Annotated in this window: 11 protein-coding genes, 2 tRNA genes and 3 rRNA genes; 11 read left to right on the forward strand and 5 right to left on the reverse strand. The window is 62.5% G+C overall.

Annotated features, from left to right (window positions below):
- The first annotated feature begins 530 nt into the window (after positions 1–530).
- From ACS13N_RS00005 to rrf, 5 genes are all read left to right on the forward strand, one after another.
- A 16S ribosomal RNA gene (locus tag ACS13N_RS00005) occupies positions 531–2,068 on the forward strand.
- Positions 2,069–2,128: 60 nt separating this feature from the next.
- Positions 2,129–2,205, forward strand: a tRNA-Ile gene (locus ACS13N_RS00010).
- Between the two features lie 36 nt (positions 2,206–2,241).
- A tRNA-Ala gene (locus ACS13N_RS00015) sits at positions 2,242–2,317 on the forward strand.
- Positions 2,318–2,585: 268 nt separating this feature from the next.
- Positions 2,586–5,464 (forward strand): 23S ribosomal RNA (locus ACS13N_RS00020).
- Positions 5,465–5,579: 115 nt separating this feature from the next.
- Positions 5,580–5,692 (forward strand): 5S ribosomal RNA (gene rrf / locus ACS13N_RS00025).
- Together the 16S, 23S and 5S rRNA genes with 2 tRNA genes alongside form the textbook arrangement of a ribosomal RNA operon.
- A gap of 152 nt (positions 5,693–5,844) precedes the next feature.
- Here rrf and ACS13N_RS00030 read toward each other — a convergent pair.
- Positions 5,845–7,032, reverse strand: a complete 1,188-nt coding sequence (locus tag ACS13N_RS00030; RefSeq protein WP_438929781.1) for a M20 aminoacylase family protein — start codon at positions 7,030–7,032, stop codon at positions 5,845–5,847.
- Positions 7,033–7,409: 377 nt separating this feature from the next.
- On the opposite strand from ACS13N_RS00030, the gene ACS13N_RS00035 reads away from it, so the two are divergent.
- The 6 genes from ACS13N_RS00035 to argE are packed head-to-tail and all read left to right on the forward strand — an operon-like array spanning position 7,410 to position 14,174.
- The gene (locus ACS13N_RS00035; protein WP_438930575.1) at positions 7,410–8,960 is read left to right on the forward strand and encodes an ABC transporter substrate-binding protein; all 1,551 of its coding nucleotides are present in this window, start codon (positions 7,410–7,412) and stop codon (positions 8,958–8,960) included.
- Positions 8,961–8,987: 27 nt separating this feature from the next.
- Positions 8,988–9,965 carry an ABC transporter permease gene (locus ACS13N_RS00040; protein ID WP_438929782.1) on the forward strand — a complete coding sequence of 326 codons (978 nt, stop codon included), beginning with the start codon at positions 8,988–8,990 and terminating at the stop codon, positions 9,963–9,965.
- A 1-nt stretch (position 9,966) separates the two neighbouring features.
- A complete protein-coding gene (locus ACS13N_RS00045) occupies positions 9,967–10,881 on the forward strand; it encodes an ABC transporter permease (protein WP_438929783.1) in 915 nt (304 codons plus the stop codon).
- The gene (locus ACS13N_RS00050; protein WP_438929784.1) at positions 10,878–11,906 is read left to right on the forward strand and encodes an ABC transporter ATP-binding protein; all 1,029 of its coding nucleotides are present in this window, start codon (positions 10,878–10,880) and stop codon (positions 11,904–11,906) included. The genes ACS13N_RS00045 and ACS13N_RS00050 overlap by 4 nt, the downstream gene beginning before the upstream one ends.
- Complete coding sequence (locus ACS13N_RS00055; RefSeq protein WP_438929785.1) at positions 11,903–12,970, forward strand: ABC transporter ATP-binding protein; 1,068 nt, start codon at positions 11,903–11,905, stop codon at positions 12,968–12,970. The genes ACS13N_RS00050 and ACS13N_RS00055 overlap by 4 nt, the downstream gene beginning before the upstream one ends.
- Positions 12,971–12,974: 4 nt before the next feature.
- On the forward strand, positions 12,975–14,174 hold the full coding sequence (argE, locus tag ACS13N_RS00060) for an acetylornithine deacetylase (protein ID WP_438929786.1): 1,200 nt from the start codon (positions 12,975–12,977) through the stop codon (positions 14,172–14,174).
- A gap of 69 nt (positions 14,175–14,243) precedes the next feature.
- Here argE and ACS13N_RS00065 read toward each other — a convergent pair whose 3' ends face one another.
- The 4 genes from ACS13N_RS00065 to ptsP all read right to left on the reverse strand — a co-directional run bounded on the left by ACS13N_RS00065 (position 14,244) and on the right by ptsP (position 20,850).
- Positions 14,244–15,401, reverse strand: coding sequence for an ABC transporter substrate-binding protein (locus tag ACS13N_RS00065; RefSeq protein ID WP_438929787.1), 1,158 nt, complete (start codon positions 15,399–15,401; stop codon positions 14,244–14,246).
- 163 nt (positions 15,402–15,564) lie between these two features.
- Complete coding sequence (locus tag ACS13N_RS00070; RefSeq protein WP_438929788.1) at positions 15,565–17,280, reverse strand: PTS fructose transporter subunit IIC; 1,716 nt, start codon at positions 17,278–17,280, stop codon at positions 15,565–15,567.
- A gap of 46 nt (positions 17,281–17,326) precedes the next feature.
- Positions 17,327–18,292 carry a 1-phosphofructokinase gene (gene pfkB / locus ACS13N_RS00075; RefSeq protein WP_438930576.1) on the reverse strand — a complete coding sequence of 322 codons (966 nt, stop codon included), beginning with the start codon at positions 18,290–18,292 and terminating at the stop codon, positions 17,327–17,329.
- Between the two features lie 2 nt (positions 18,293–18,294).
- A complete protein-coding gene (ptsP, locus tag ACS13N_RS00080) occupies positions 18,295–20,850 on the reverse strand; it encodes a phosphoenolpyruvate--protein phosphotransferase (protein WP_438929789.1) in 2,556 nt (851 codons plus the stop codon).
- Between the last annotated feature and the right edge of the window lie 115 nt (positions 20,851–20,965).

Here is a 20,965-nt window from a genome sequence, read left to right on the forward strand (position 1 = left end):
CGCAATCCTAGGCGCAGCCTCGGCTGGTGAGCATTCTTCACGGTTGCGTCATCAGTTGGACACGAGAAAGGTGTTGCCAAGTGTGGGAAACCTGCCTATAGTTCGCCCCTCGCTGCACGACACAGCGCCGAAACGAAAGCGACGGTGGTGGTGTTGGGGCGGTGGAGAAGTAGAGGTGGTGCGGGTTTCCGGCCGATTGGTAGTGATGATCGGGTGGGTGTCGCGGTAGGGAGTTAGCAGCGCGTTGATGATAAAAATTCTTCAGCAAGTTGTTGACAGCGACGAAAAAGCTCTGCATAATCTCGTTTCTCTGCTGCAGCAAACGCAGCGACGCGGTGAACAAAGTTGATCGCGAAGTTCTTTAACAAGCAAACAGCCGATAAGTGTGGGCGCTTAATACTGGGTGCGGCGAATGCAAATTCGCTAGCTTACAAGTAATGAAGTGCTCGCACAGAAGTAAGGTTTGAACGAAAGTTCAAGTCAGATTCTGAGAGTGAGCGACCGCTCGTAAAGAGCGAAAACAGCAGATTGAACTGAAGAGTTTGATCCTGGCTCAGATTGAACGCTGGCGGCATGCCTTACACATGCAAGTCGAACGGCAGCATGATCTAGCTTGCTAGATTGATGGCGAGTGGCGAACGGGTGAGTAATACATCGGAACGTGCCCTGTAGTGGGGGATAACTAGTCGAAAGATTAGCTAATACCGCATACGACCTGAGGGTGAAAGTGGGGGACCGCAAGGCCTCATGCTATAGGAGCGGCCGATGTCTGATTAGCTAGTTGGTGGGGTAAAGGCCCACCAAGGCGACGATCAGTAGCTGGTCTGAGAGGACGATCAGCCACACTGGGACTGAGACACGGCCCAGACTCCTACGGGAGGCAGCAGTGGGGAATTTTGGACAATGGGGGCAACCCTGATCCAGCAATGCCGCGTGTGTGAAGAAGGCCTTCGGGTTGTAAAGCACTTTTGTCCGGAAAGAAATCGCACTTAATAATACTAGGTGTGGATGACGGTACCGGAAGAATAAGGACCGGCTAACTACGTGCCAGCAGCCGCGGTAATACGTAGGGTCCAAGCGTTAATCGGAATTACTGGGCGTAAAGCGTGCGCAGGCGGTTGTGCAAGACCGATGTGAAATCCCCGGGCTTAACCTGGGAATTGCATTGGTGACTGCACGGCTAGAGTGTGTCAGAGGGGGGTAGAATTCCACGTGTAGCAGTGAAATGCGTAGAGATGTGGAGGAATACCGATGGCGAAGGCAGCCCCCTGGGATAACACTGACGCTCATGCACGAAAGCGTGGGGAGCAAACAGGATTAGATACCCTGGTAGTCCACGCCCTAAACGATGTCAACTAGTTGTTGGGGATTCATTTCCTTAGTAACGTAGCTAACGCGTGAAGTTGACCGCCTGGGGAGTACGGTCGCAAGATTAAAACTCAAAGGAATTGACGGGGACCCGCACAAGCGGTGGATGATGTGGATTAATTCGATGCAACGCGAAAAACCTTACCTACCCTTGACATGCCACTAACGAAGCAGAGATGCATTAGGTGCTCGAAAGAGAAAGTGGACACAGGTGCTGCATGGCTGTCGTCAGCTCGTGTCGTGAGATGTTGGGTTAAGTCCCGCAACGAGCGCAACCCTTGTCTCTAGTTGCTACGAAAGGGCACTCTAGAGAGACTGCCGGTGACAAACCGGAGGAAGGTGGGGATGACGTCAAGTCCTCATGGCCCTTATGGGTAGGGCTTCACACGTCATACAATGGTGCATACAGAGGGTTGCCAAGCCGCGAGGTGGAGCTAATCCCAGAAAATGCATCGTAGTCCGGATCGTAGTCTGCAACTCGACTACGTGAAGCTGGAATCGCTAGTAATCGCGGATCAGCATGCCGCGGTGAATACGTTCCCGGGTCTTGTACACACCGCCCGTCACACCATGGGAGTGGGTTTTGCCAGAAGTAGTTAGCCTAACCGTAAGGAGGGCGATTACCACGGCAGGGTTCATGACTGGGGTGAAGTCGTAACAAGGTAGCCGTATCGGAAGGTGCGGCTGGATCACCTCCTTTAAGAGCGTGCATCCGACGTTAGGCGTCCACACTTATCGGTTTGTTTGATGTTACAGCCAAGGGTCTGTAGCTCAGGTGGTTAGAGCACCGTCTTGATAAGGCGGGGGTCGTAGGTTCAAGTCCTACCAGACCCACCAAGTTACGGACGGTGGAAGAAGTTCTCTGCCGTGACTGGGGGATTAGCTCAGCTGGGAGAGCACCTGCTTTGCAAGCAGGGGGTCGTCGGTTCGATCCCGTCATCCTCCACCAAAACCTTTTGGTTACCAAACGCAAGCATCGACGAAGTGATGTCGATGGTGTTTGCGTTTGGCCTAGCCAAGACGAGCGTAAAAGTTCGGCTGTTCTTTAACAATATGGAATGTAGTAAAGGTGTCGCGGAGCATTGATGAGATGCTCGGTAGTAACGCGACACTGGGTTGTGATTGTATCAACCAGTATTACCAGAGCAATCGAAAGATTGTCTTGGAATACGGCACAACGCGAGAACTCAGCCTGTAACGAGACATACTCGTTATAGGGTCAAGCGAATAAGTGCATGTGGTGGATGCCTTGGCGATTACAGGCGATGAAGGACGTAGTAGCCTGCGAAAAGCTGCGGGGAGCTGGCAAACAAGCTTTGATCCGCAGATGTCCGAATGGGGAAACCCGGCCCGAATGGGTCATCTGTTACTGAATACATAGGTAACAGAAGCGAACGCAGCGAACTGAAACATCTAAGTAGCTGCAGGAACAGAAATCAACCGAGATTCCCAAAGTAGTGGCGAGCGAAATGGGATCAGCCTTGTACTCTTTAGCAGTATTGTTAGCGGAACGGAATGGAAAGTCCGGCCATAGCGGGTGATAGCCCCGTACGCGAAAACAGTATTGTGGAACTAGGTGTACGACAAGTAGGGCGGGACACGTGAAATCCTGTCTGAAGATGGGGGGACCATCCTCCAAGGCTAAATACTCGTAATCGACCGATAGTGAACCAGTACCGTGAGGGAAAGGCGAAAAGAACCCCGGGAGGGGAGTGAAATAGATCCTGAAACCGCATGCATACAAACAGTCGGAGCCTGGAAACGGGTGACGGCGTACCTTTTGTATAATGGGTCAGCGACTTACATTCAGTGGCAAGCTTAACCGATTAGGGAAGGCGTAGCGAAAGCGAGTCCGAATAGGGCGTTCAGTCGCTGGGTGTAGACCCGAAACCAAGTGATCTATCCATGGCCAGGTTGAAGGTGCGGTAACACGTACTGGAGGACCGAACCCACTAACGTTGAAAAGTTAGGGGATGAGCTGTGGATAGGGGTGAAAGGCTAAACAAACTTGGAAATAGCTGGTTCTCTCCGAAAACTATTTAGGTAGTGCCTCGTGTCTCACCTTCGGGGGTAGAGCACTGTCATGGTTGGGGGGTCTATTGCTGATTACCCCGCCATAGCAAACTCCGAATACCGAAGAGTGCAATCACGGGAGACAGACATCGGGTGCTAACGTCCGGTGTCAAGAGGGAAACAACCCAGACCGCCAGCTAAGGTCCCTAAATATTGCTAAGTGGGAAACGAAGTGGGAAGGCTAAAACAGTCAGGAGGTTGGCTTAGAAGCAGCCACCCTTTAAAGAAAGCGTAATAGCTCACTGATCGAGTCGTCCTGCGCGGAAGATGTAACGGGGCTAAGCAATATACCGAAGCTGCGGATGCACGTAAGTGCATGGTAGGAGAGCGTTCTGTAAGCCTGTGAAGGTGTCTTGTAAAGGATGCTGGAGGTATCAGAAGTGCGAATGCTGACATGAGTAGCGATAAAGGGGGTGAAAGGCCCCCTCGCCGTAAGCCCAAGGTTTCCTACGCAACGTTCATCGGCGTAGGGTGAGTCGGCCCCTAAGGCGAGGCAGAGATGCGTAGCTGATGGGAAGCAGGTTAATATTCCTGCACCGTCGTATGATGCGATGGGGGGACGGATCGCGGAAGGTTGTCCGGGTGTTGGATGTCCCGGTCCCTGCATTGGAGATGGCACTTAGGCAAATCCGGGTGCGTGATTCAAGGGTGTGGGGCGAGCGACTTTAGGTCGCGAAGCAATTGGAAGTGGTTCCAAGAAAAGCCTCTAAGCTTCAGTCATACGAGACCGTACCGCAAACCGACACAGGTGGGCGAGATGAGTATTCTAAGGCGCTTGAGAGAACTCGGGAGAAGGAACTCGGCAAATTGGTACCGTAACTTCGGGATAAGGTACGCCCTTGTAGTTTGACTGGCTCGCGCCAGAAGGACGAAGGGGTTGCAATAAAATGGTGGCTGCGACTGTTTAATAAAAACACAGCACTCTGCAAACACGAAAGTGGACGTATAGGGTGTGACGCCTGCCCGGTGCCGGAAGATTAAATGATGGGGTGCAAGCTCTTGATTGAAGTCCCGGTAAACGGCGGCCGTAACTATAACGGTCCTAAGGTAGCGAAATTCCTTGTCGGGTAAGTTCCGACCTGCACGAATGGCGTAACGATGGCCACACTGTCTCCTCCCGAGACTCAGCGAAGTTGAAGTGTTTGTGATGATGCAATCTCCCCGCGGCTAGACGGAAAGACCCCATGAACCTTTACTGTAGCTTTGCATTGGACTTTGAACCGATCTGTGTAGGATAGGTGGGAGGCTTTGAAACCGGGACGCTAGTTTCGGTGGAGCCGACCTTGAAATACCACCCTGGTTTGTTTGAGGTTCTAACCTTGGCCCGTGAATCCGGGTCGGGGACAGTGCATGGTAGGCAGTTTGACTGGGGCGGTCTCCTCCCAAAGTGTAACGGAGGAGTTCGAAGGTACGCTTGGTACGGTCGGACATCGTACCTAAAGTGCAATGGCAAAAGCGTGCTTAACTGCGAGACCGACAAGTCGAGCAGGTGCGAAAGCAGGACATAGTGATCCGGTGGTTCTGTATGGAAGGGCCATCGCTCAACGGATAAAAGGTACTCTGGGGATAACAGGCTGATACCGCCCAAGAGTTCATATCGACGGCGGTGTTTGGCACCTCGATGTCGGCTCATCTCATCCTGGGGCTGTAGCCGGTCCCAAGGGTATGGCTGTTCGCCATTTAAAGAGGTACGTGAGCTGGGTTTAAAACGTCGTGAGACAGTTTGGTCCCTATCTGCCGTGGGCGTTGGAATCTTGACGGGGGCTGCTCCTAGTACGAGAGGACCGGAGTGGACGTACCGCTGGTGTACCTGTTGTCTCGCCAGAGGCATCGCAGGGTAGCTATGTACGGAAGAGATAACCGCTGAAAGCATCTAAGCGGGAAACTTGCCTGAAGATGAGGATTCCCTGGAGACTTGATCTCCCTGAAGGGTCGTTCGAGACCAGGACGTTGATAGGCTGGGTGTGGAAGCGCAGTAATGCGTTCAGCTAACCAGTACTAATTGCCCGTGCGGCTTGATCCTATAACCGGTATGTTTCCGGCTGAGTCTGCCTTGTGCCTGATACACAAACACAACCTGAACTACATTCCCATATTGGCGGCGTTGACCACTGAGTCAGCGACGCGACAAGTCATAGCCTGGTGACCATAGCGAGTCGGTACCACCCCTTCCCATCCCGAACAGGACCGTGAAACGACTCCGCGCCGATGATAGTGCGGATTCCCGTGTGAAAGTAGGTCATCGCCAGGCTCTCCCATAAAACACCCCAGCTCAACCCGAGCTGGGGTGTTTGCTTTTACGCCTCCCAAACGCAGCACCACCGCTGCCTCCCTGCCGCAACAGCCCAAAAGAAAAGCCACCCAACGGGTGGCTTCTTGCGCTTGCGCACCAGATCCGCCCAGCTACACCGCCAGGAACCGCTCCACCAGCCTCACCCAGTACGTCGCCCCCAACGGCAGCAGCTCGTCGTTGAAGTCGTAACTCGGGTTGTGCAGCATGCAGGGGCCTAGACCGTGGCCTTGCTCGCGGTGGTCGCCGTCGCCGTTGCCAATGAACGCGAAGCAGCCAGGTCTCTCGATCAGCATGAAGGAGAAATCCTCCGCGCCCATGGTCGGATCAATGTTGGCATCCACGTTGTCTGCGCCGACCAACTCACGCATGACTTGCGCCGCGAATTGCGTTTCCAACTCGCTGTTGACTGTGGGGGGGTAGTTGCGATGGAAGGCGAAATCAACCGTGCAGTCGTAAGCCGAGGCGATGCCCTTGGAGACTTCCTCCATGCGGCGCTCGATCAGATCGAGGACTTCCGTCGAGAACGTGCGCACCGTGCCACCGATCCACGCTTCATTCGGGATGATGTTGGTGGCGTCGCCGGCGTGGAATTGGGTGACGGACAGGACGGCCGTGTCGATCGGACGCTTGTTGCGGGTGATGATGCCCTGCAGCGCAGAGACGACTTGCGCACCCACGAATACCGGGTCATTGCCGTTGTGCGGCAGCGCGGCGTGCGCGCCCTTGCCCTTGATCGTGATGCGGAATTCATTGCTCGACGCCATCAGCGCACCGACGCGCGTGCCGAATGCTCCGACCGGTACCCCGGGCCAGTTATGCAGGCCAAATACAGCATCGCAGGGGAAACGCTCAAACAGGCCGTCTTTGATCATCTCGCGAGCACCGCCACCGCCTTCTTCCGCCGGTTGGAAGATCAAATGCACCGTGCCGCTGAAGTTGCGGTGCTTGGACAGGTAATGTGCCGCACCGAGCAACATGGCCGTATGGCCGTCGTGCCCGCACGCGTGCATCTTGCCTTCGTGCCTGGAGCGATGCTCGAACTGGTTGACCTCGGCTAGCGGCAGGGCGTCCATGTCGGCACGCAGGCCAATGCGCTTGCCTTCGCCGTTGCGGATGACGCCCACCAGCCCCGTCTTGCCCAGGCTGCGATGGACTTCGATGCCCCACTCGGTCAGCTTGGCAGCAACCAGGTCGGAGGTGCGCTGCTCTTCGAAACAGAGTTCGGGGTGCGCATGGATATCGCGTCGCAGCGCCTGAATTTCGGGCTGCGCGGCTTGGATCTCTGGAATCAGCTTCATGGGATGCTCGTGTTCTGGCTGAAAGGTCTCAATCACGTTCGATGATACGCCGAAGGGCCATCTTCGGCCCGCCGCACACCCGCGTGCGCCGCTTGCATGCCGCCATCGCGTTCGTTCTTTACGTGGAACGCTTCCTGCTTTTCGCCCGTGCCTGTCCGATTGCTCCCCAAATTTCCGGAGGTTTCCCGAGGGCAGTCGTACGGGTATGCACCAATTTGTGGCGCCGCACATTGCCGAGCGCACGTGCGCGTCGCTATAGTCGGCGCGAGCGCTCTTCAGAAGTGCTGCCGCGCCGTCAGCGAAATCGATCCATCGATTCCTTCTTGGGGAGAAGAGCCGTGACCATGATTCGGACCTTGCGGCGCGTGGCCGCTGCGATGTGCGTGGCAGGATGCGTGATGGCGGGCGGGAGCCCGCAGGCGTTGGCCGCTGATCTGAAGATCGGCATGAGCTCGCCGCCGACTTCGATGGACCCGCACTTCTACAACCTGTTCTCGAACATCAACGTGTCGGAGCACATGTTCGAGTGCCTGGTGAAGATGGACGCCGACAGTCACATCATTCCCGGCTTGGCTGCGTCGTGGCGGATGGTCAACAACCTGACCTGGGAATTCAAGCTACGCCCCGGCGTGAAGTTTCACGATGGCAGCGAGCTGACCGCTGAAGACGTGGCGTGGTCGCTCGATCGTCCGGCCACGATCCTCAACAGCCCGGGCAAGTTCGACACGTACACCAAGGCGATCCTCAACAAGAAGATCATCGACAAGTACACGATCCAGCTGACGACGTCGCAGCCGTATCCGCTGATGCTGTCGGATCTGACGTCGGTGTTCATCGTGCAGAAGAAGGCGACGCAGGGGCTGTCGAGCGATGACTTTGCACAGGGCAAGGGCATGATCGGCACGGGCCCGTTCAAGTTCGTCAGTTATGCGCGTGATGATCGGGTCGAGCTGGTGCGCAACGATCAGTACTGGGGCCCGAAGCCTGCGTGGGAACATGTGACGCTGCGCTTCATCCCGAACGGTGCGACGCGCATTGCAGCGCTGCTGTCGGGCGACGTGCAAGCCATTGAGAACGTGCCGACACCGGATCTTGCGCGCGTGCGTGGCGATGCGTCGCTGAACTTCTTCTCGAAGATCTCGCACCGCGTGATCTATCTGTACACCGACGACAAGCGCGACCCGACGCCCGAGGTGACGGGCAAGGACGGCAAGCCGCTCGACAAGAACCCGCTGAAGGATCCGCGCGTGCGCCGCGCGATGAGCATGGCCATCAACCGCCAGGGCATCAAGGACCGCATCATGGAAGGCCTGTCGGAGCCGACCAACAACCTCGTGCCGCCGTCGCTGTTCGGTCATAACCCGAACCTGAAGACGCTCAAGTACGACCCGGACGGCGCGAAGAAGCTGCTGGCCGAGGCGGGCTACCCGGATGGCTTCGGTGTCACGCTGCACACGCCGAACAACCGCTACGTGAACGACGAGAAGATTGCGCAGACCATCGCGCAAAACCTCACGCGCGTGGGCATCGCGACGCGCGTGGAAGGTGCGCCGATGGCGACTCACGCGGCCAAGGGCGGCCATCACGAGTATTCGTTCGGGCTGGTGGGGTGGGGCGCGCAGACGGGTGAGGTCAGCTCGCCGCTGCGTGCACTGGTGGCGTGCGAGGATTCCAAGACCGGCTTCGGTACCGTCAACTGGGGCCAGTACTGCAACCCGAAGATGGACGCCGTGCTGACCAAGGCGCTCTATACGATGGACGATGGCGAGCGCTCCAAATTGCTGCAGGAGGCGACGGCCATCGTGGTGGACGACGGTGGCATCATCCCAGTCCACTTCCAGGTGACGACGTGGGCGGCGCGCAAGGGCATCACGTACACGCCGCGCACGGATGAGCGCACGTACGCGCACGGCTTCAAGCCGCAATAACCCTCTCTCCACAAAAGCGAGCCTCAGATGCTGGTATTCCTGATCCGAAGGTTGCTGGAATCCGTGGCGGTGCTGTTGGTGATGTCGATCCTGGTGTTCCTGGGCGTGTACGCCATTGGCAACCCGGTCGACATCCTCATCAACCCGCAGGCTGACCAGCAGGACATTGCGCGCACGATTGCCGCGCTGGGGCTCGACAAGCCGCTGTGGGAGCAATACCTGTACTTTCTGAAAGGGGCGCTGCAGGGCAACCTGGGCGTGTCGTTTGCGCACGGCACGCCCGCACTCAAGCTGATCTTCGAGCGCATGCCGGCCACGCTTGAGTTGGCCATTTTTGCGATCCTGCTGTCGATCGTGCTGGGCATTCCGCTCGGGCTGTGGGCGGGGCTGCGCCCGAACGGCGTGGCCAACCGCACCATCATGACGATCTCGATTCTGGGCTTTTCGCTGCCGACGTTCTGGGTCGGGCTCATGCTCATCATGGTGTTTGCGGTGCAGCTCGGCTGGCTGCCGTCCAACGGGCGGGGGGAGACGCGCCTGCTGCTGGGCATCCCCGTGAGTTTCCTGACGCTTGACGGCATCCGGCACCTGATCCTGCCGGGCGTGACGCTGTCGCTGCTGAACATTGCGATGGTGATTCGCCTCACGCGCGCCGGTACGCAGGAGGCCATGCTGCAGGACTACGTGAAGTTCGCGCGCGCGAAAGGTCTGTCGAACGCGCGCATCGTCGGCGTGCATGTGCTCAAGAACATCCTGATCCCGATTGTGACGGTGGTGGGGCTGCAGTTCGGCTCGGTCATCGCGTTCTCGATCGTGACGGAATCGATCTATGCGTGGCCGGGCATGGGCAAGCTCATCATCGATTCGATCCAGTTGCTCGACCGCCCGGTGATCGTCGCGTACCTGCTGGTGATCGTGACGCTGTTCATCCTCATCAACCTAGTGGTCGATCTCGTCTATGGCGTGCTCGACCCGCGCGTGCGCTTGTCTGAAAGCCGGGGCTGACATGACGTCTTCCGCTGCAACCTCAACCAAACCGGCCGCCGAAGAAACGCCGCTGCGCCGCTTCGTGCGGCAGTTCTGCACCAGTCGCATTGCCGTGATCGGTGTGATCGTGCTGGCCATCATCATCATCCTGGCGATCACCGCGCCGTGGATCGCGCCGCAGAATCCGTATGACCTTGCCAAGCTCGATGTACTCGACTCGCGGCTCGCGCCGGGCGAGAAATCGGCCGACGGCATGACCTTCCTGCTCGGCTCGGATGACCAGGGCCGCGACATCCTCTCCGCCATCCTCTACGGCCTGCGTATCAGCGTGGGCGTGGGTGTGGTGAGCACGGTGTTCGCGCTGGTGCTGGGCACGACGCTCGGGTTGATCGCGGGCTTTGCCGGCGGCCGCATCGAGTCGCTCATCATGCGCATCGCCGACCTGCAGCTCTCGTTTCCGCCGATCTTGCTGGCGCTGATTCTGCTCGCGCTGCTCAAGCCGGGCATCACTAACATCGTGATCGCGCTGGTGGCGGTGCAGTGGGCGTACTACGCGCGCACCACGCGCAGCGCGGCGCTGGTCGAACGCCGGCGCGAATACATCGAGGCCGCGCAGGTGTTGGGCCTGCCGCCGTCGCGCATCATGTTCCGCCATTTGCTGCCGAACTGTTTGCCGCCGCTCATCGTGATTGCCGCGTTGCAGGTGGCCTCGGCGATTACGCTGGAGGCGACGCTGTCGTTCCTGGGCTTGGGTGTGCCGATTACCGAACCGTCGCTGGGCCTGCTGATCGCCAACGGTTTCCAGTACATGCTGTCGGGCAAGTACTGGATCAGCTTCTTCCCCGGGCTGGCACTGCTCGTGACCATCGTGTCGATGAACCTGGTGTCTGACCAGCTCCGCGACGTGCTCAACCCGCGCCTGCAGACACTATGACGACCGCCAACAGCAAACCGACGCTCGTCGTCGAGGGCCTGCAAACGGAATTCACCACGCGCGGCGGCATTGCGCGGGCAGTGGATGATGTCTCCTTCACCGTTGGTCGCGGCGAGATCATGGGCCTGGTCGGTGAATCCGGCTCGGGCAAGTCGATGACGGGCTACTCCATCATGGGCCTGATCGACGAGCCAGGCCGCGTGGTTGGCGGGCGCATCGAACTGACCGGCCGCGACGGCGTCACGCATGACTTGCGTGCACTGTCTGCCCGGCAGATGCGCGACATGCGCGGCAACCGCATCGCCATGATCTTTCAGGACCCGATGATGACGCTGAACCCGGTCCTGCGGATCGACACGCAGATGATCGAGGCGGTGCAGGCACATCAGCGCGTGAGCAAAACGCAGGCGCGCGACATGGCGCGCACGGCGCTGGCGAGGGTTGGCATTCCGTCGCCGGATGAACGGCTGACGGCATATCCGCACCAGTTCTCGGGCGGCATGCGGCAGCGGGTGGCGATTGCCATTGCGTTGCTCAACAAGCCCGATCTCATCATCGCCGACGAACCGACCACGGCGCTGGACGTGACCATCCAGGGCCAGATCCTGGCCGAGGTGCAGGCGTTATGCCGCGAGAGCGGGACCGCGCTGATCTGGATCACGCACGATCTGTCGGTAGTGGCCGGGCTGGCCGACAGCGTGTGCGTGATGTACGCCGGCCGCATCGTCGAGCAGGGAAGCGTGCAGCAGGTGCTGGAGGCGCCGCGCCATCCGTACACATTCGGGCTGATCGCTTCGGCGCCGTCGCGCAATCCACGTGGTGCGCCGCTGCGGCAGATTCCGGGCATGACGCCATCGCTGCTATCGCTGCCCAGCGGCTGCGCCTTCCGAGAGCGCTGCGCGTTTGCCACCGAGGTCTGCAAGCAGCCGCCGACGCTCGACAGGCTCGACGACGGCCGCGCGCTGCGTTGTTTCCATCCCGTCACCGATCAACCAACCCCAGGCCCCGAGGAGACCACCGCATGACCGCAATGCATCCCGAGCAAGATGCCATGGCTGTCACCGGGGCCACCGAAGCCACACCTGCTGGATTGGCCGTGCCGATCCTCTCGCTGCAGGGCATGTCCAAGCGCTTCGTGAAGGGGCTCGATATCTCTTCACGCATTGCCAACTGGTTTGGCGCGGGCCTGACGGAAGAGGTGGTGCACGCGGTGGACCATGTCGACCTGAACATCGCCGCGGGCGAGGTGGTCGGGCTGGTGGGCGAATCGGGTTGTGGCAAGTCCACACTCGGCCGATTGGCGGTCGGCCTGCACAAGCCGACCGCAGGCACGCGCCTGTGGAAGGGTGTCGATCTGGATCGCCTACCGGCCGAACGCCGCCGCGAGAAACAGCTCGCCATCCAGATGATCTTTCAGGACCCATACGCGTCGCTCAACCCGCGCATGCGCGTGCAGGACATCGTGGGCGAAGCACCCGTCGTGCATGGCATGGTCGAAGCAACTGCACAGCGCGACTACGTGGCCGAGATGCTTACGCGCGTCGGCCTGGACCCAAGCCTCATGCGGCGCTTTCCGCATCAGTTCTCGGGCGGGCAGCGGGCACGCATTGGTATTGCGCGGGCGCTGGCGGTCAAGCCGGAATTTCTCGTCTGCGATGAGTCGGTGGCGGCGCTGGATGTGTCGATCCAGGCGCAGGTGCTGAACCTGTTCATCCGCCTGCGCGAGCAACTGAACCTCACGTACCTGTTCATCAGCCACGACCTGGGCGTGGTCAAGCACGTGAGTGATCGCGTGGTCATCATGTACCTCGGCCGCGTGGTGGAGTCGGCGCCTACCGAGGCGATCTTCGCGTCGCCCAATCACCCCTACACGCAAGCGCTGCTGGCCGAAGCGCCTAAACTGGAGGTTCGCAAGAAAACCTACGTGGCGATCTCGGGCGAGATTCCTTCGCCGCTGCATCCGCCAACCGGCTGCCATTTCCACCCGCGCTGCCCGTATGCGATGCCGCGCTGCAAGACGGAACAGCCGGTGCTCAAGGAGATTGCCCCGCTGCGGTTTTCGGCCTGCCACCTGAACGACCAGCTATAGCCTCATGAACGCCGACATCACTGCCGCTGCGCTGCAACCCTCTGACGAGGTTCTGGAACTGATTCGCACGCTGGTGGCGTTCGACACCGTCAGCCGCAACTCCAACCTTGGCCTGATCGAATGGGTGCGCGACCGCCTGCGTGCGCAGGGCGCCGATTGCCGCCTGACCTACGACGCGACTGGCGGCAAGGCCAATCTGTTTGCGACGCTGTCGCCGGGGCGCAAGCCGGGGCTGGTGCTGTCGGGGCACACCGACGTGGTGCCGGTCGATGGTCAGCCGTGGGACACCAACCCCTTCGACGCGCAGCTTCGCGACGGCCGCCTGTATGGGCGTGGCACGGCCGACATGAAGAGCTTCATCGCCGTCGCGCTTGCGCACGTGCCGGACTTCATGGCGGCAGAGGGCGACGCCGGCTTCCATCTCTCCCTCTCGTACGACGAGGAGATCGGCTGCGTGGGCGTGCGCGGTCTGCTGCGCGATCTGGAAGCCAACGGTATCCAGCCCGCCGGCTGCATCGTTGGCGAGCCCACCTCGATGCGCGCCATCATCGCGCACAAGGGCAAGCGCGAATACCGCTGCTGCGTGCGCGGCAAGGAGGCACATTCCGCGCTCACCCCGCAGGGCGTGAATGCCATCGAGTTTGCCGCGCTGCTGATCGCCCACATTCGTTCGCTGGCCGCGCGCATGGCGGCGGAAGAAGCGCGCGACGCGGCTTTCGTCGTGCCGCACACCACGCTCAACACGGGCACCATCAAAGGCGGCATTGCCACCAACGTGGTGCCGCGCGATTGCGAGTTCACCTTCGACTTCCGCTACCTGCCGGGCACCGATCCGGATTGGCTGTTTGGTGAAGTCGAGCGCTACGCCCACGACACGCTGCTGCCGCAGATGCGCAAGATTTCCGGCGACGCCGACATCAGCTTTGCCATCAAGGCCAACACGCCGGGCTTGTCGATCGCGCCATCGCACGAACTCGTGGCGCTTGCGCAGGCGCTGGCCGACAGCCGCGGCACCGTGCCGGGCAAGGTCGATTACGGCACCGAAGCGGGCCTGTTCTCACGCGCGGGTATCCCGACGGTGGTGTGCGGCCCCGGCAACATCGAGCAGGCACACAAGCCCAACGAGTACATCGAACTGGCGCAGATCGCACAGTGTGAGGCCTTCATGCGGCGGCTTGCACAGCGGCAGTTGCAGCCGGCCTAAGGGGCAGGCGCGGACAACAAAAAACCGGGCGCATGGCCCGGTTTCTTTTTTGGCGATGGAGCTGCCCGCTCAGCGGATCACCTGCCCGCTCGAATTGATGATCGTCATCTCGACGAACTTCGAGCCGACATGGCTGGACGGCGAGAAGTTGACGTTGAAGCCGCCCAGGTCGTAGTTGCTCATCGACTCCAGCGCGGTGATGAGTTTCTCGCGCGTCAGGTCACGGCCGGCGCGCTTGAGGCCTTCCACAAATGCGCGGGCGGCCACGTAGCCTTCCATGCTGCCGTAGTCAAAGTCGGAGATGCCCTCGGTCTTGAGCAGCTTCTGGTACTCGCGCACCAGCGGCGACGAGGCCGTCTTCGGATACGGCATCACCTGCGAGATGACCACGCCGCCGCCGGCCTTGCCCAGCGTATCGGCCAGCGCCCGGGTGCCGACAAACGACACGTTATAGAACTGGCCCGCATAGCCTTGTTCCTGCGCGCCCTTCACCAGTGCGGCCACCGTCTGGTACGCGCTGATGACGACGACGGCTTCCGGCTTCTGCGCTAGCACGGTGCTGACGGCACTCTTCACGTCGGCCGTGTTGCGCGGCACGGTGGCTTGCGCCACGAGCGTCACGCCCTGACCCGAAGGGGTGCCCAGCGCACGCTGCACGCCGTCCAGGCCGGACTTGCCGTAGGCGTCGTCGTTGTAGACTACGGCGATGCGCTTGAGGCCGGTCGTGCGGATCTGCTGCACGATGGCGGCGGTTTCGTCGTTGTAGCTGGCGCGCACGTGGAAGACGTTGCGTGCAAACGGCTCGCGCAGCGCCATCGCACCGGAGTAGGGCGCGAAGAACGGCACGCCTGCGGGCGTGGCCAGCTTGAGCGCAGCCAGGCTGGTCGGCGTACCGACGTAGCCGAACAGCGCGAAGACCTTGGTGTTATCGATCAGCGTCTTGGTATTGCGCGCGGCGGCATCAGGCTCGTAGAAATCGTCGAGCACCTTGAGTTCGATCTTGCGGCCGTTGACGCCGCCCGCTGCGTTGACTGCGTTGAAGTACAGCTTGGCGCCCAGGTTCATCTGCTGGCCGAGCGCGGCGGCCGGGCCGCTCATCGGTGCGGATTGACCGACGATGATGGTGTCGTTGGTGACGCCGGTTTCTGCCCGGGCGATGCCCGTTGCCGTGCCAATGAAGCCTGCCACGAGCGTGGCCAGCAGCGCGGTAATACTGCGTGATTGCATTGCTCTCCCCCCGAAGAGATTTTGATTCGCTCGGCATCATAGCCAAACAGGCGGGGCAGGCAAACAGAATCGACGCGATTACGGTGTTTTGGATCGTTTTTGAGACACAGAAGCCGTGTGATGTGCTGAGAGCGCCGGTTGCATGCCCGCCGGATGCCCTCCGTCAGCTGGGTTCCACGCGGCGTTTCAGGATGGCCAGCAGCACGGCGGTGATGACGGTGCCGGCCACCAGCGCCACTACGTAGCCGCCCAGGTGTGTGACCGCATTCGGGATCGGCAGCACAAAAGCGCCACCGTGCGGCACGCGCAACTCCACCCCAAACAGCATCGACAGTGCACCGGCGCAAGCGGAGCCCACCACGAGCGCGGGAATCACGCGCAGCGGGTCGCGCGCTGCATAGGGGATCGCCCCTTCGCTGATGAACGCGAGGCCCAGCACGGCGGTGGCACGTGCGGCCTGGCGTTCGTCGCTGGTAAAGCGCGAGGGGAACAACCATGCGGCCAGTGCGACGCCCAGCGGCGGTGTCATGCCGGCAGCCATGGTGGCGGCCATGGGCGTGTAGACCTGCGCGCCGATCAACCCGGTGCTGAAGGCATAGGCAGCCTTGTTGATGGGGCCGCCCATGTCGAACGCCATCATGCCGCCCAGCAAGGTGCCCAGCGGCACGGCGTTCGCCCCCTGCATGCCGCGCAGCCATTCGGTCAGCGCAGCCAGCAGCGCCGCCACGGGCGCGCCCACCACGTACAGCATCACCAGGCCCGTGAGCAAGCAGCCGAGCACCGGCAGGATCAGCACCGGCTTCAGGCCCTCGAGGTTGCGCGGCAGCTTGAGCCAGCGGTTGAGCGCGTCCGTGCCATAGCCCGCCACGAAGCCCGCGACGATGCCGCCCAGGAAGCCCGCGCCCAGGCTGGCGGCCAGCATGCCACCCACCATGCCCGGCGCAATGCCGGGCCGGCTGGCAATGGAGTACGCAATGTAGCCGGCCAGTGCCGGCACCATCAGCGCAAACGCAGACTTGGCCCCGATCTGGAACAGCGCGCCGCCCAGCGTATGGCGCGCTGCGTCTTCCGTCACGTAGATGCCGCCCAGCGCAAAGGACAGCGCAATCAGAATGCCGCCCGCCACCACGAAGGGCAGCATGAACGACACGCCGGTCATCAGGTGCTTGTACGGGCTGGTGCGTCGCTGTTCGGCGGCGCCGGTGGCGGCGGCAGCGGTGGCCTGCGTTGGTGCTGCCTCGACGGCGGCCTCGGCCAACGCACGGCGGATCAGCGCCTGGCCGTCATGGATGGCGGCCTTCGTGCCGCTACGGAAGACCGCCTTGCCCGCAAAGCGCGACACGTCCACCTGCGTATCCGCCGCGATCAGTACGAGGTCTGCGGCGGCAATGGCGTCGGCCGACAGCGTGTTCTGCGCGCCCACCGAGCCCTGCGTTTCTACGTGGATCGTGTGGCTGAGCGCTGCCGCCGCCTGTGTGAGCGCCTCCGCCGCCATGAAGGTGTGTGCGATGCCGGTGGGGCACGACGTAATGGCGACGATGCGCCGGCTTTGTGCTGCCGCGCGGGGCGTGGCCGATGCACTGCCTTGCATCATGCGTGCGAGCACGGCACGGGCGTCGTCGAGCACTTCGTCAAGCGAGACCTCAAGCGTGCGCGGATTGGCCTGGCGCAAGGCATCGTCCGGCGCGACACCGGCCCATACCACCGCATCGGCTGTGGCGAGCGTGGAGGTGACGACGGCCGAGAGGGTGTCCGGGCTGCGCACGTCGACGTCGAGCTTGTCGCCCGATTCGCGTGCCGCATGGCGCAGGGCCGCGCCGGCGAGCATGGCGCGCGTGGTGCGGCCATCCGCGCCGAGAATTGCCAACAGGTTTGCCATGGTCGGCTCCTTGATGATGTGGACTGCGTGCCTGGGCTGTGTGCCTTCAAGCCACGCGTTGCATGCGCACGGCGGCGGCCTGCTCGCGCACTTTGGCGGGCGGGGGCAGGTGCGGGCCAATGCGCTGCAGCTTGCAGGCCGCAAACGCCACCGACAGGCGCACGGTGTCTTCTGTGGTGGCACCGGCATGCCAGCCGGCCAGCACGCCGGCCACCATGGCATCGCCCGCGCCAACCGTGCTGGCCGCGCGCACCGGTGGCAGGCTGGCCTGCCACGTGCCCTCGGTAGTGACGAACAGCGCGCCGTCTTCACCCAGCGAGACGATCACCTGCGCCACCCCGCGTGCCTGGATGCCGCGCGCGGCGTCGATCACGTCGGCCAGCGTGGGCAGCGCGGCGCCGGCCCACGCCTCCAACTCGTGGCGGTTCGGCTTGACGGCCGTGGGGAGTGCGTCGCGTGGTGCGGCGAGTGCCTGCGTGAGGGGTGCGCCGCTGGTATCGAGCAACGTTCGCATGCCGCGCTGGTTCAACTGCGCGAGCAACTGCACGTAGGTGTCTGCGGGCAGACCGCTCGGCAGGCTGCCGCACAGTGCCACGCCAGCCACGTCGGCGCCACGGGTGATGGTGTCGATGCGTTGGATCAGCGTTTCCAGATCGGCTGCAGTGGCGGCAATGCCGGGCAGGTTGATGTCGGTGGTCTGCCCGTCGGCCTGGTCGCTGATCTTGATGTTGGTGCGGTTGCTGCCCGGCACGCGACAGAAGCCGTCCAGCACGCCCTTGCGCGCGAATAGGGCTTCGAACAGCTCGGCATTGGCGTCGCCCAAGAGGCCGGTGGCCATTACGGGCACTTGCCAATCGGCCAGGCAGCCGGCCACGTTGACGCCCTTGCCGCCGGCCTGTTGCGTGACGCTGTGGCCGATGTTGACGCGGCCGCGCTCCAGCCGCTCCAGCACGACGGTCATGTCGATGGCGGGGTTGAGTGTGACGGTGACGATGCGCGCGTTGTTGCTCATGTTCATGCTGCGGCCATCTCCTTGCTGGTGGTGGCCTGTGTCGGCAGGCTGGCTTCCAGCGCGCGCACATCGGCTGCCGAGGCGCAGGCGAGGGCACGCTCGGCCAGCGCGGAGAGTGCCGAGAAATGCGTCTCGCGCAGCCGCGCCTTGACGGGCGCGATGTCGCGCGGGCTCATCGACAGCTCATGCACGCCCAGGCCGGTGAGCAGCAGCGCACCGAACGGGTCGCCCGCCAGCCCGCCGCACACGCCCACCCAGCGGTCGTGGCGCGCGGCGCCTTGCACCGTCTGGCGAATCAGGCGCAGCACGGCCGGGTGCAGGCTGTCGGCTTCCGCCGCGAGGTCGGGGTGCTGGCGGTCGATCGCCAGCGTGTATTGCGTGAGGTCGTTGGTGCCGATGGAGAAGAAGTCGACGTGCTCAGCCAGCCGATCGGCCAGCAGCGCGGCGGCCGGCACCTCCACCATGATGCCCAGCGGCACGGCAGGCGCACCGACTTCTGCGCGGATGCGCTCGCAGGCGGCGCGCAGGGCGATCACCTCGTCCAGCCCGGCAATCATCGGGAACATGATCGACAGGGCGCTGCCATCACCGCAGTCACGTGCAGCGCGGTAGAGCGCGCGCAACTGCGGCTCCATCAGATCGGGCCGGCGCAGCAGCAGGCGGGCGCCGCGCACGCCCAGGAAGGGGTTCTCTTCCTTGGGCAGGTTCAGGTGCGGCACCTGCTTGTCACCGCCGATGTCGAGCGTGCGCACGATCAGGGGGCGGCGAGGGTGACTATCAAGCGCGCGGAGCATGTCGGCGTAGACGGCGTATTGCGCGTCTTCATCGGGGGTGTGGTCGCGCTCCAGGAAGAGGAATTCGGTGCGCATGAGGCCCACGCCTTCCGCGCCGAGCGCGATGGCTTCCGTGGCCTGCGCGGGCAGGTTGACGTTGGCGGCGATCTCCACCGTGTGGCCGTCGCGCGTGCGTGCCGGCTGGCCGCGTTCGGCTTGTTCGCGCTGCGTGCGCGCGGCGTCCTCCTGCAGCCAGGCGCGTGCGCTGGCGATGTTGGCGGCATCGGGATCGAGCACGAGCCGCCCGCCCGTGCCGTCAACGATGGCCTGCGTGCCGGGCGCCACATCCAGCACCGCAGGGCCCGCCGCCACCACGGCAGGGATGCCCAGCGTGCGCGTGAGGATGGCGGTGTGCGAGGTCGGCCCGCCCTGCGCGGTCACGATGCCGATGATGCGTTGCGTGTCCAGCGCGGCGGTGTCCGACGGCGACAGATCGGCCGCGACGAGGATGCACGGCGTGTCGGGCAGCGCTTGCGCCGCGCTGCGCAGCGTCGGGTCGAGATGGCCTAGCACCCGGCGGCCCACGTCGCGCAGGTCAGCCGCGCGTGCGGCCAGCAGCGGGTTGCCTAGGGCCGCGAGCCGTTCGGCCAGGCGCTCCACCGCGTGATGCCAGGACCACGCCACGCCGTGGCCTTCCACCATGGTTTGGCAGGTGAGGGTCATGAGGTCGGTGTCGCCCAGCAGTTCGGCTTGCGCCTTGAAGATGCCGGCTTCGGCATCGCCCAGGCGGGCAGCGGTGTCGCGGGCGAGGGCGGCCAGTTCGGCGTGCGTAGCGGCCAAAGCCTGGTCGAGCAGATCGCCGCCCGTGGTAAGCGCGACCGGGTGGTCGGGCACCACCGCCGCGCCATGCTGCAACACGTGGATGGTGCCGATCGCCAGCCCCGGGCTCGCGCCGATACCGCCGATGGCGGGCAACGCGGCGTCGGGCTGCCAGCCGTGCGCGGTCTGGCGCGTGCGTGCGGCTTGACTGTCGCGGGCGGCCTGGGCGCGCTCCTGCGTGGTCAGGCTGCGGATGGTGTGTTGCAAGGCGTCGAGCGCCGCGCTGGCATCCGGCCCTTCCGCCGAGAGCGTTAGCTTAGCGCCTGCGGCCACGCCCAATTGCAGCAGCGCCACGAGGTTCTTGGCATCCGCCGTTTCGTCGCCGTGGCGGATCTGGATGCGCGCGGCAAAGCGGCGTGCGGCCTCCACCCACTGCGCGGCCGGGCGCGCGTGCAGGCCGCTCGGGTAGTCGAGCGTGAGTGTGCGTTGCTCGGCCAGATCGGTGCCGGGGGCGCTGGCGGCCGGGGCGGGCGTGTCGCTTGAGAGCGCGGCGACGATGTCCTCGGCGTTGTGTGTGGTGAAGAGTTGCTGCAGCCGCACCTCGTCGTTCAGCAGGCGCGTGAGACGGCGCAGCAGCGCGATGTGCTCGTCGGATTGCGCGGCAATCGCAAAGACCAGGTGCGTGATTTGCCCCGGGTGCCATTCCAGCCCCTCGGGAAACTGCAGCACGGCAATGCCCGTCTGCCGGATCAGGTGGCGGTCTTCGCCCATGCCGTGCGGAATGGCGACCCCATGGCCGAGGAAGGTATTGGCCACCGTTTCGCGGCGCAGCAGGCTGTCGATATAGGCGGGGTCGATGCAGCCGGATTCCGCCAGCAACTGGCCGGCGGCGCGGATGGCGCTGTTCTTGTCGGTGGCGGACTGGTGCAGACGGATGCGTTCGGCGCAGATCAGGGCGGAAGCCATGCGGCGGGGTCTCCTGCGGCTGCCGCGCTCTCAGGGCGCGGCATGCGTGTCGTCAATGATGGCGAATTGAAATCGATTACAGTTGGAGTGTCAATGTGCGATGCGGCGCAAAGTG

The organism is Ralstonia sp. 24A2, assembly GCF_051783885.1.
GTDB lineage: Bacteria > Pseudomonadota > Gammaproteobacteria > Burkholderiales > Burkholderiaceae > Ralstonia.

Bases quoted from the DNA above. Each gene is read 5' to 3' on its own strand.
- ACS13N_RS00070 (WP_438929788.1), bottom strand. From the start codon at position 17,280: ATGGCAAACCTGTTGGCAATTCTCGGCGCGGATGGCCGCACCACGCGC.
- ptsP (WP_438929789.1), bottom strand. From the start codon at position 20,850: ATGGCTTCCGCCCTGATCTGCGCCGAACGCATCCGTCTGCACCAGTCC.
- ACS13N_RS00030 (WP_438929781.1), bottom strand. From the start codon at position 7,032: ATGAAGCTGATTCCAGAGATCCAAGCCGCGCAGCCCGAAATTCAGGCG.
- ACS13N_RS00035 (WP_438930575.1), top strand. From the start codon at position 7,410: ATGTGCGTGGCAGGATGCGTGATGGCGGGCGGGAGCCCGCAGGCGTTG.
- ACS13N_RS00065 (WP_438929787.1), bottom strand. From the start codon at position 15,401: ATGCAATCACGCAGTATTACCGCGCTGCTGGCCACGCTCGTGGCAGGC.
- ACS13N_RS00050 (WP_438929784.1), top strand. From the start codon at position 10,878: ATGACGACCGCCAACAGCAAACCGACGCTCGTCGTCGAGGGCCTGCAA.
- argE (WP_438929786.1), top strand. From the start codon at position 12,975: ATGAACGCCGACATCACTGCCGCTGCGCTGCAACCCTCTGACGAGGTT.
- ACS13N_RS00045 (WP_438929783.1), top strand. From the start codon at position 9,967: ATGACGTCTTCCGCTGCAACCTCAACCAAACCGGCCGCCGAAGAAACG.
- pfkB (WP_438930576.1), bottom strand. From the start codon at position 18,292: ATGAGCAACAACGCGCGCATCGTCACCGTCACACTCAACCCCGCCATC.
- ACS13N_RS00040 (WP_438929782.1), top strand. From the start codon at position 8,988: ATGCTGGTATTCCTGATCCGAAGGTTGCTGGAATCCGTGGCGGTGCTG.
- ACS13N_RS00055 (WP_438929785.1), top strand. From the start codon at position 11,903: ATGACCGCAATGCATCCCGAGCAAGATGCCATGGCTGTCACCGGGGCC.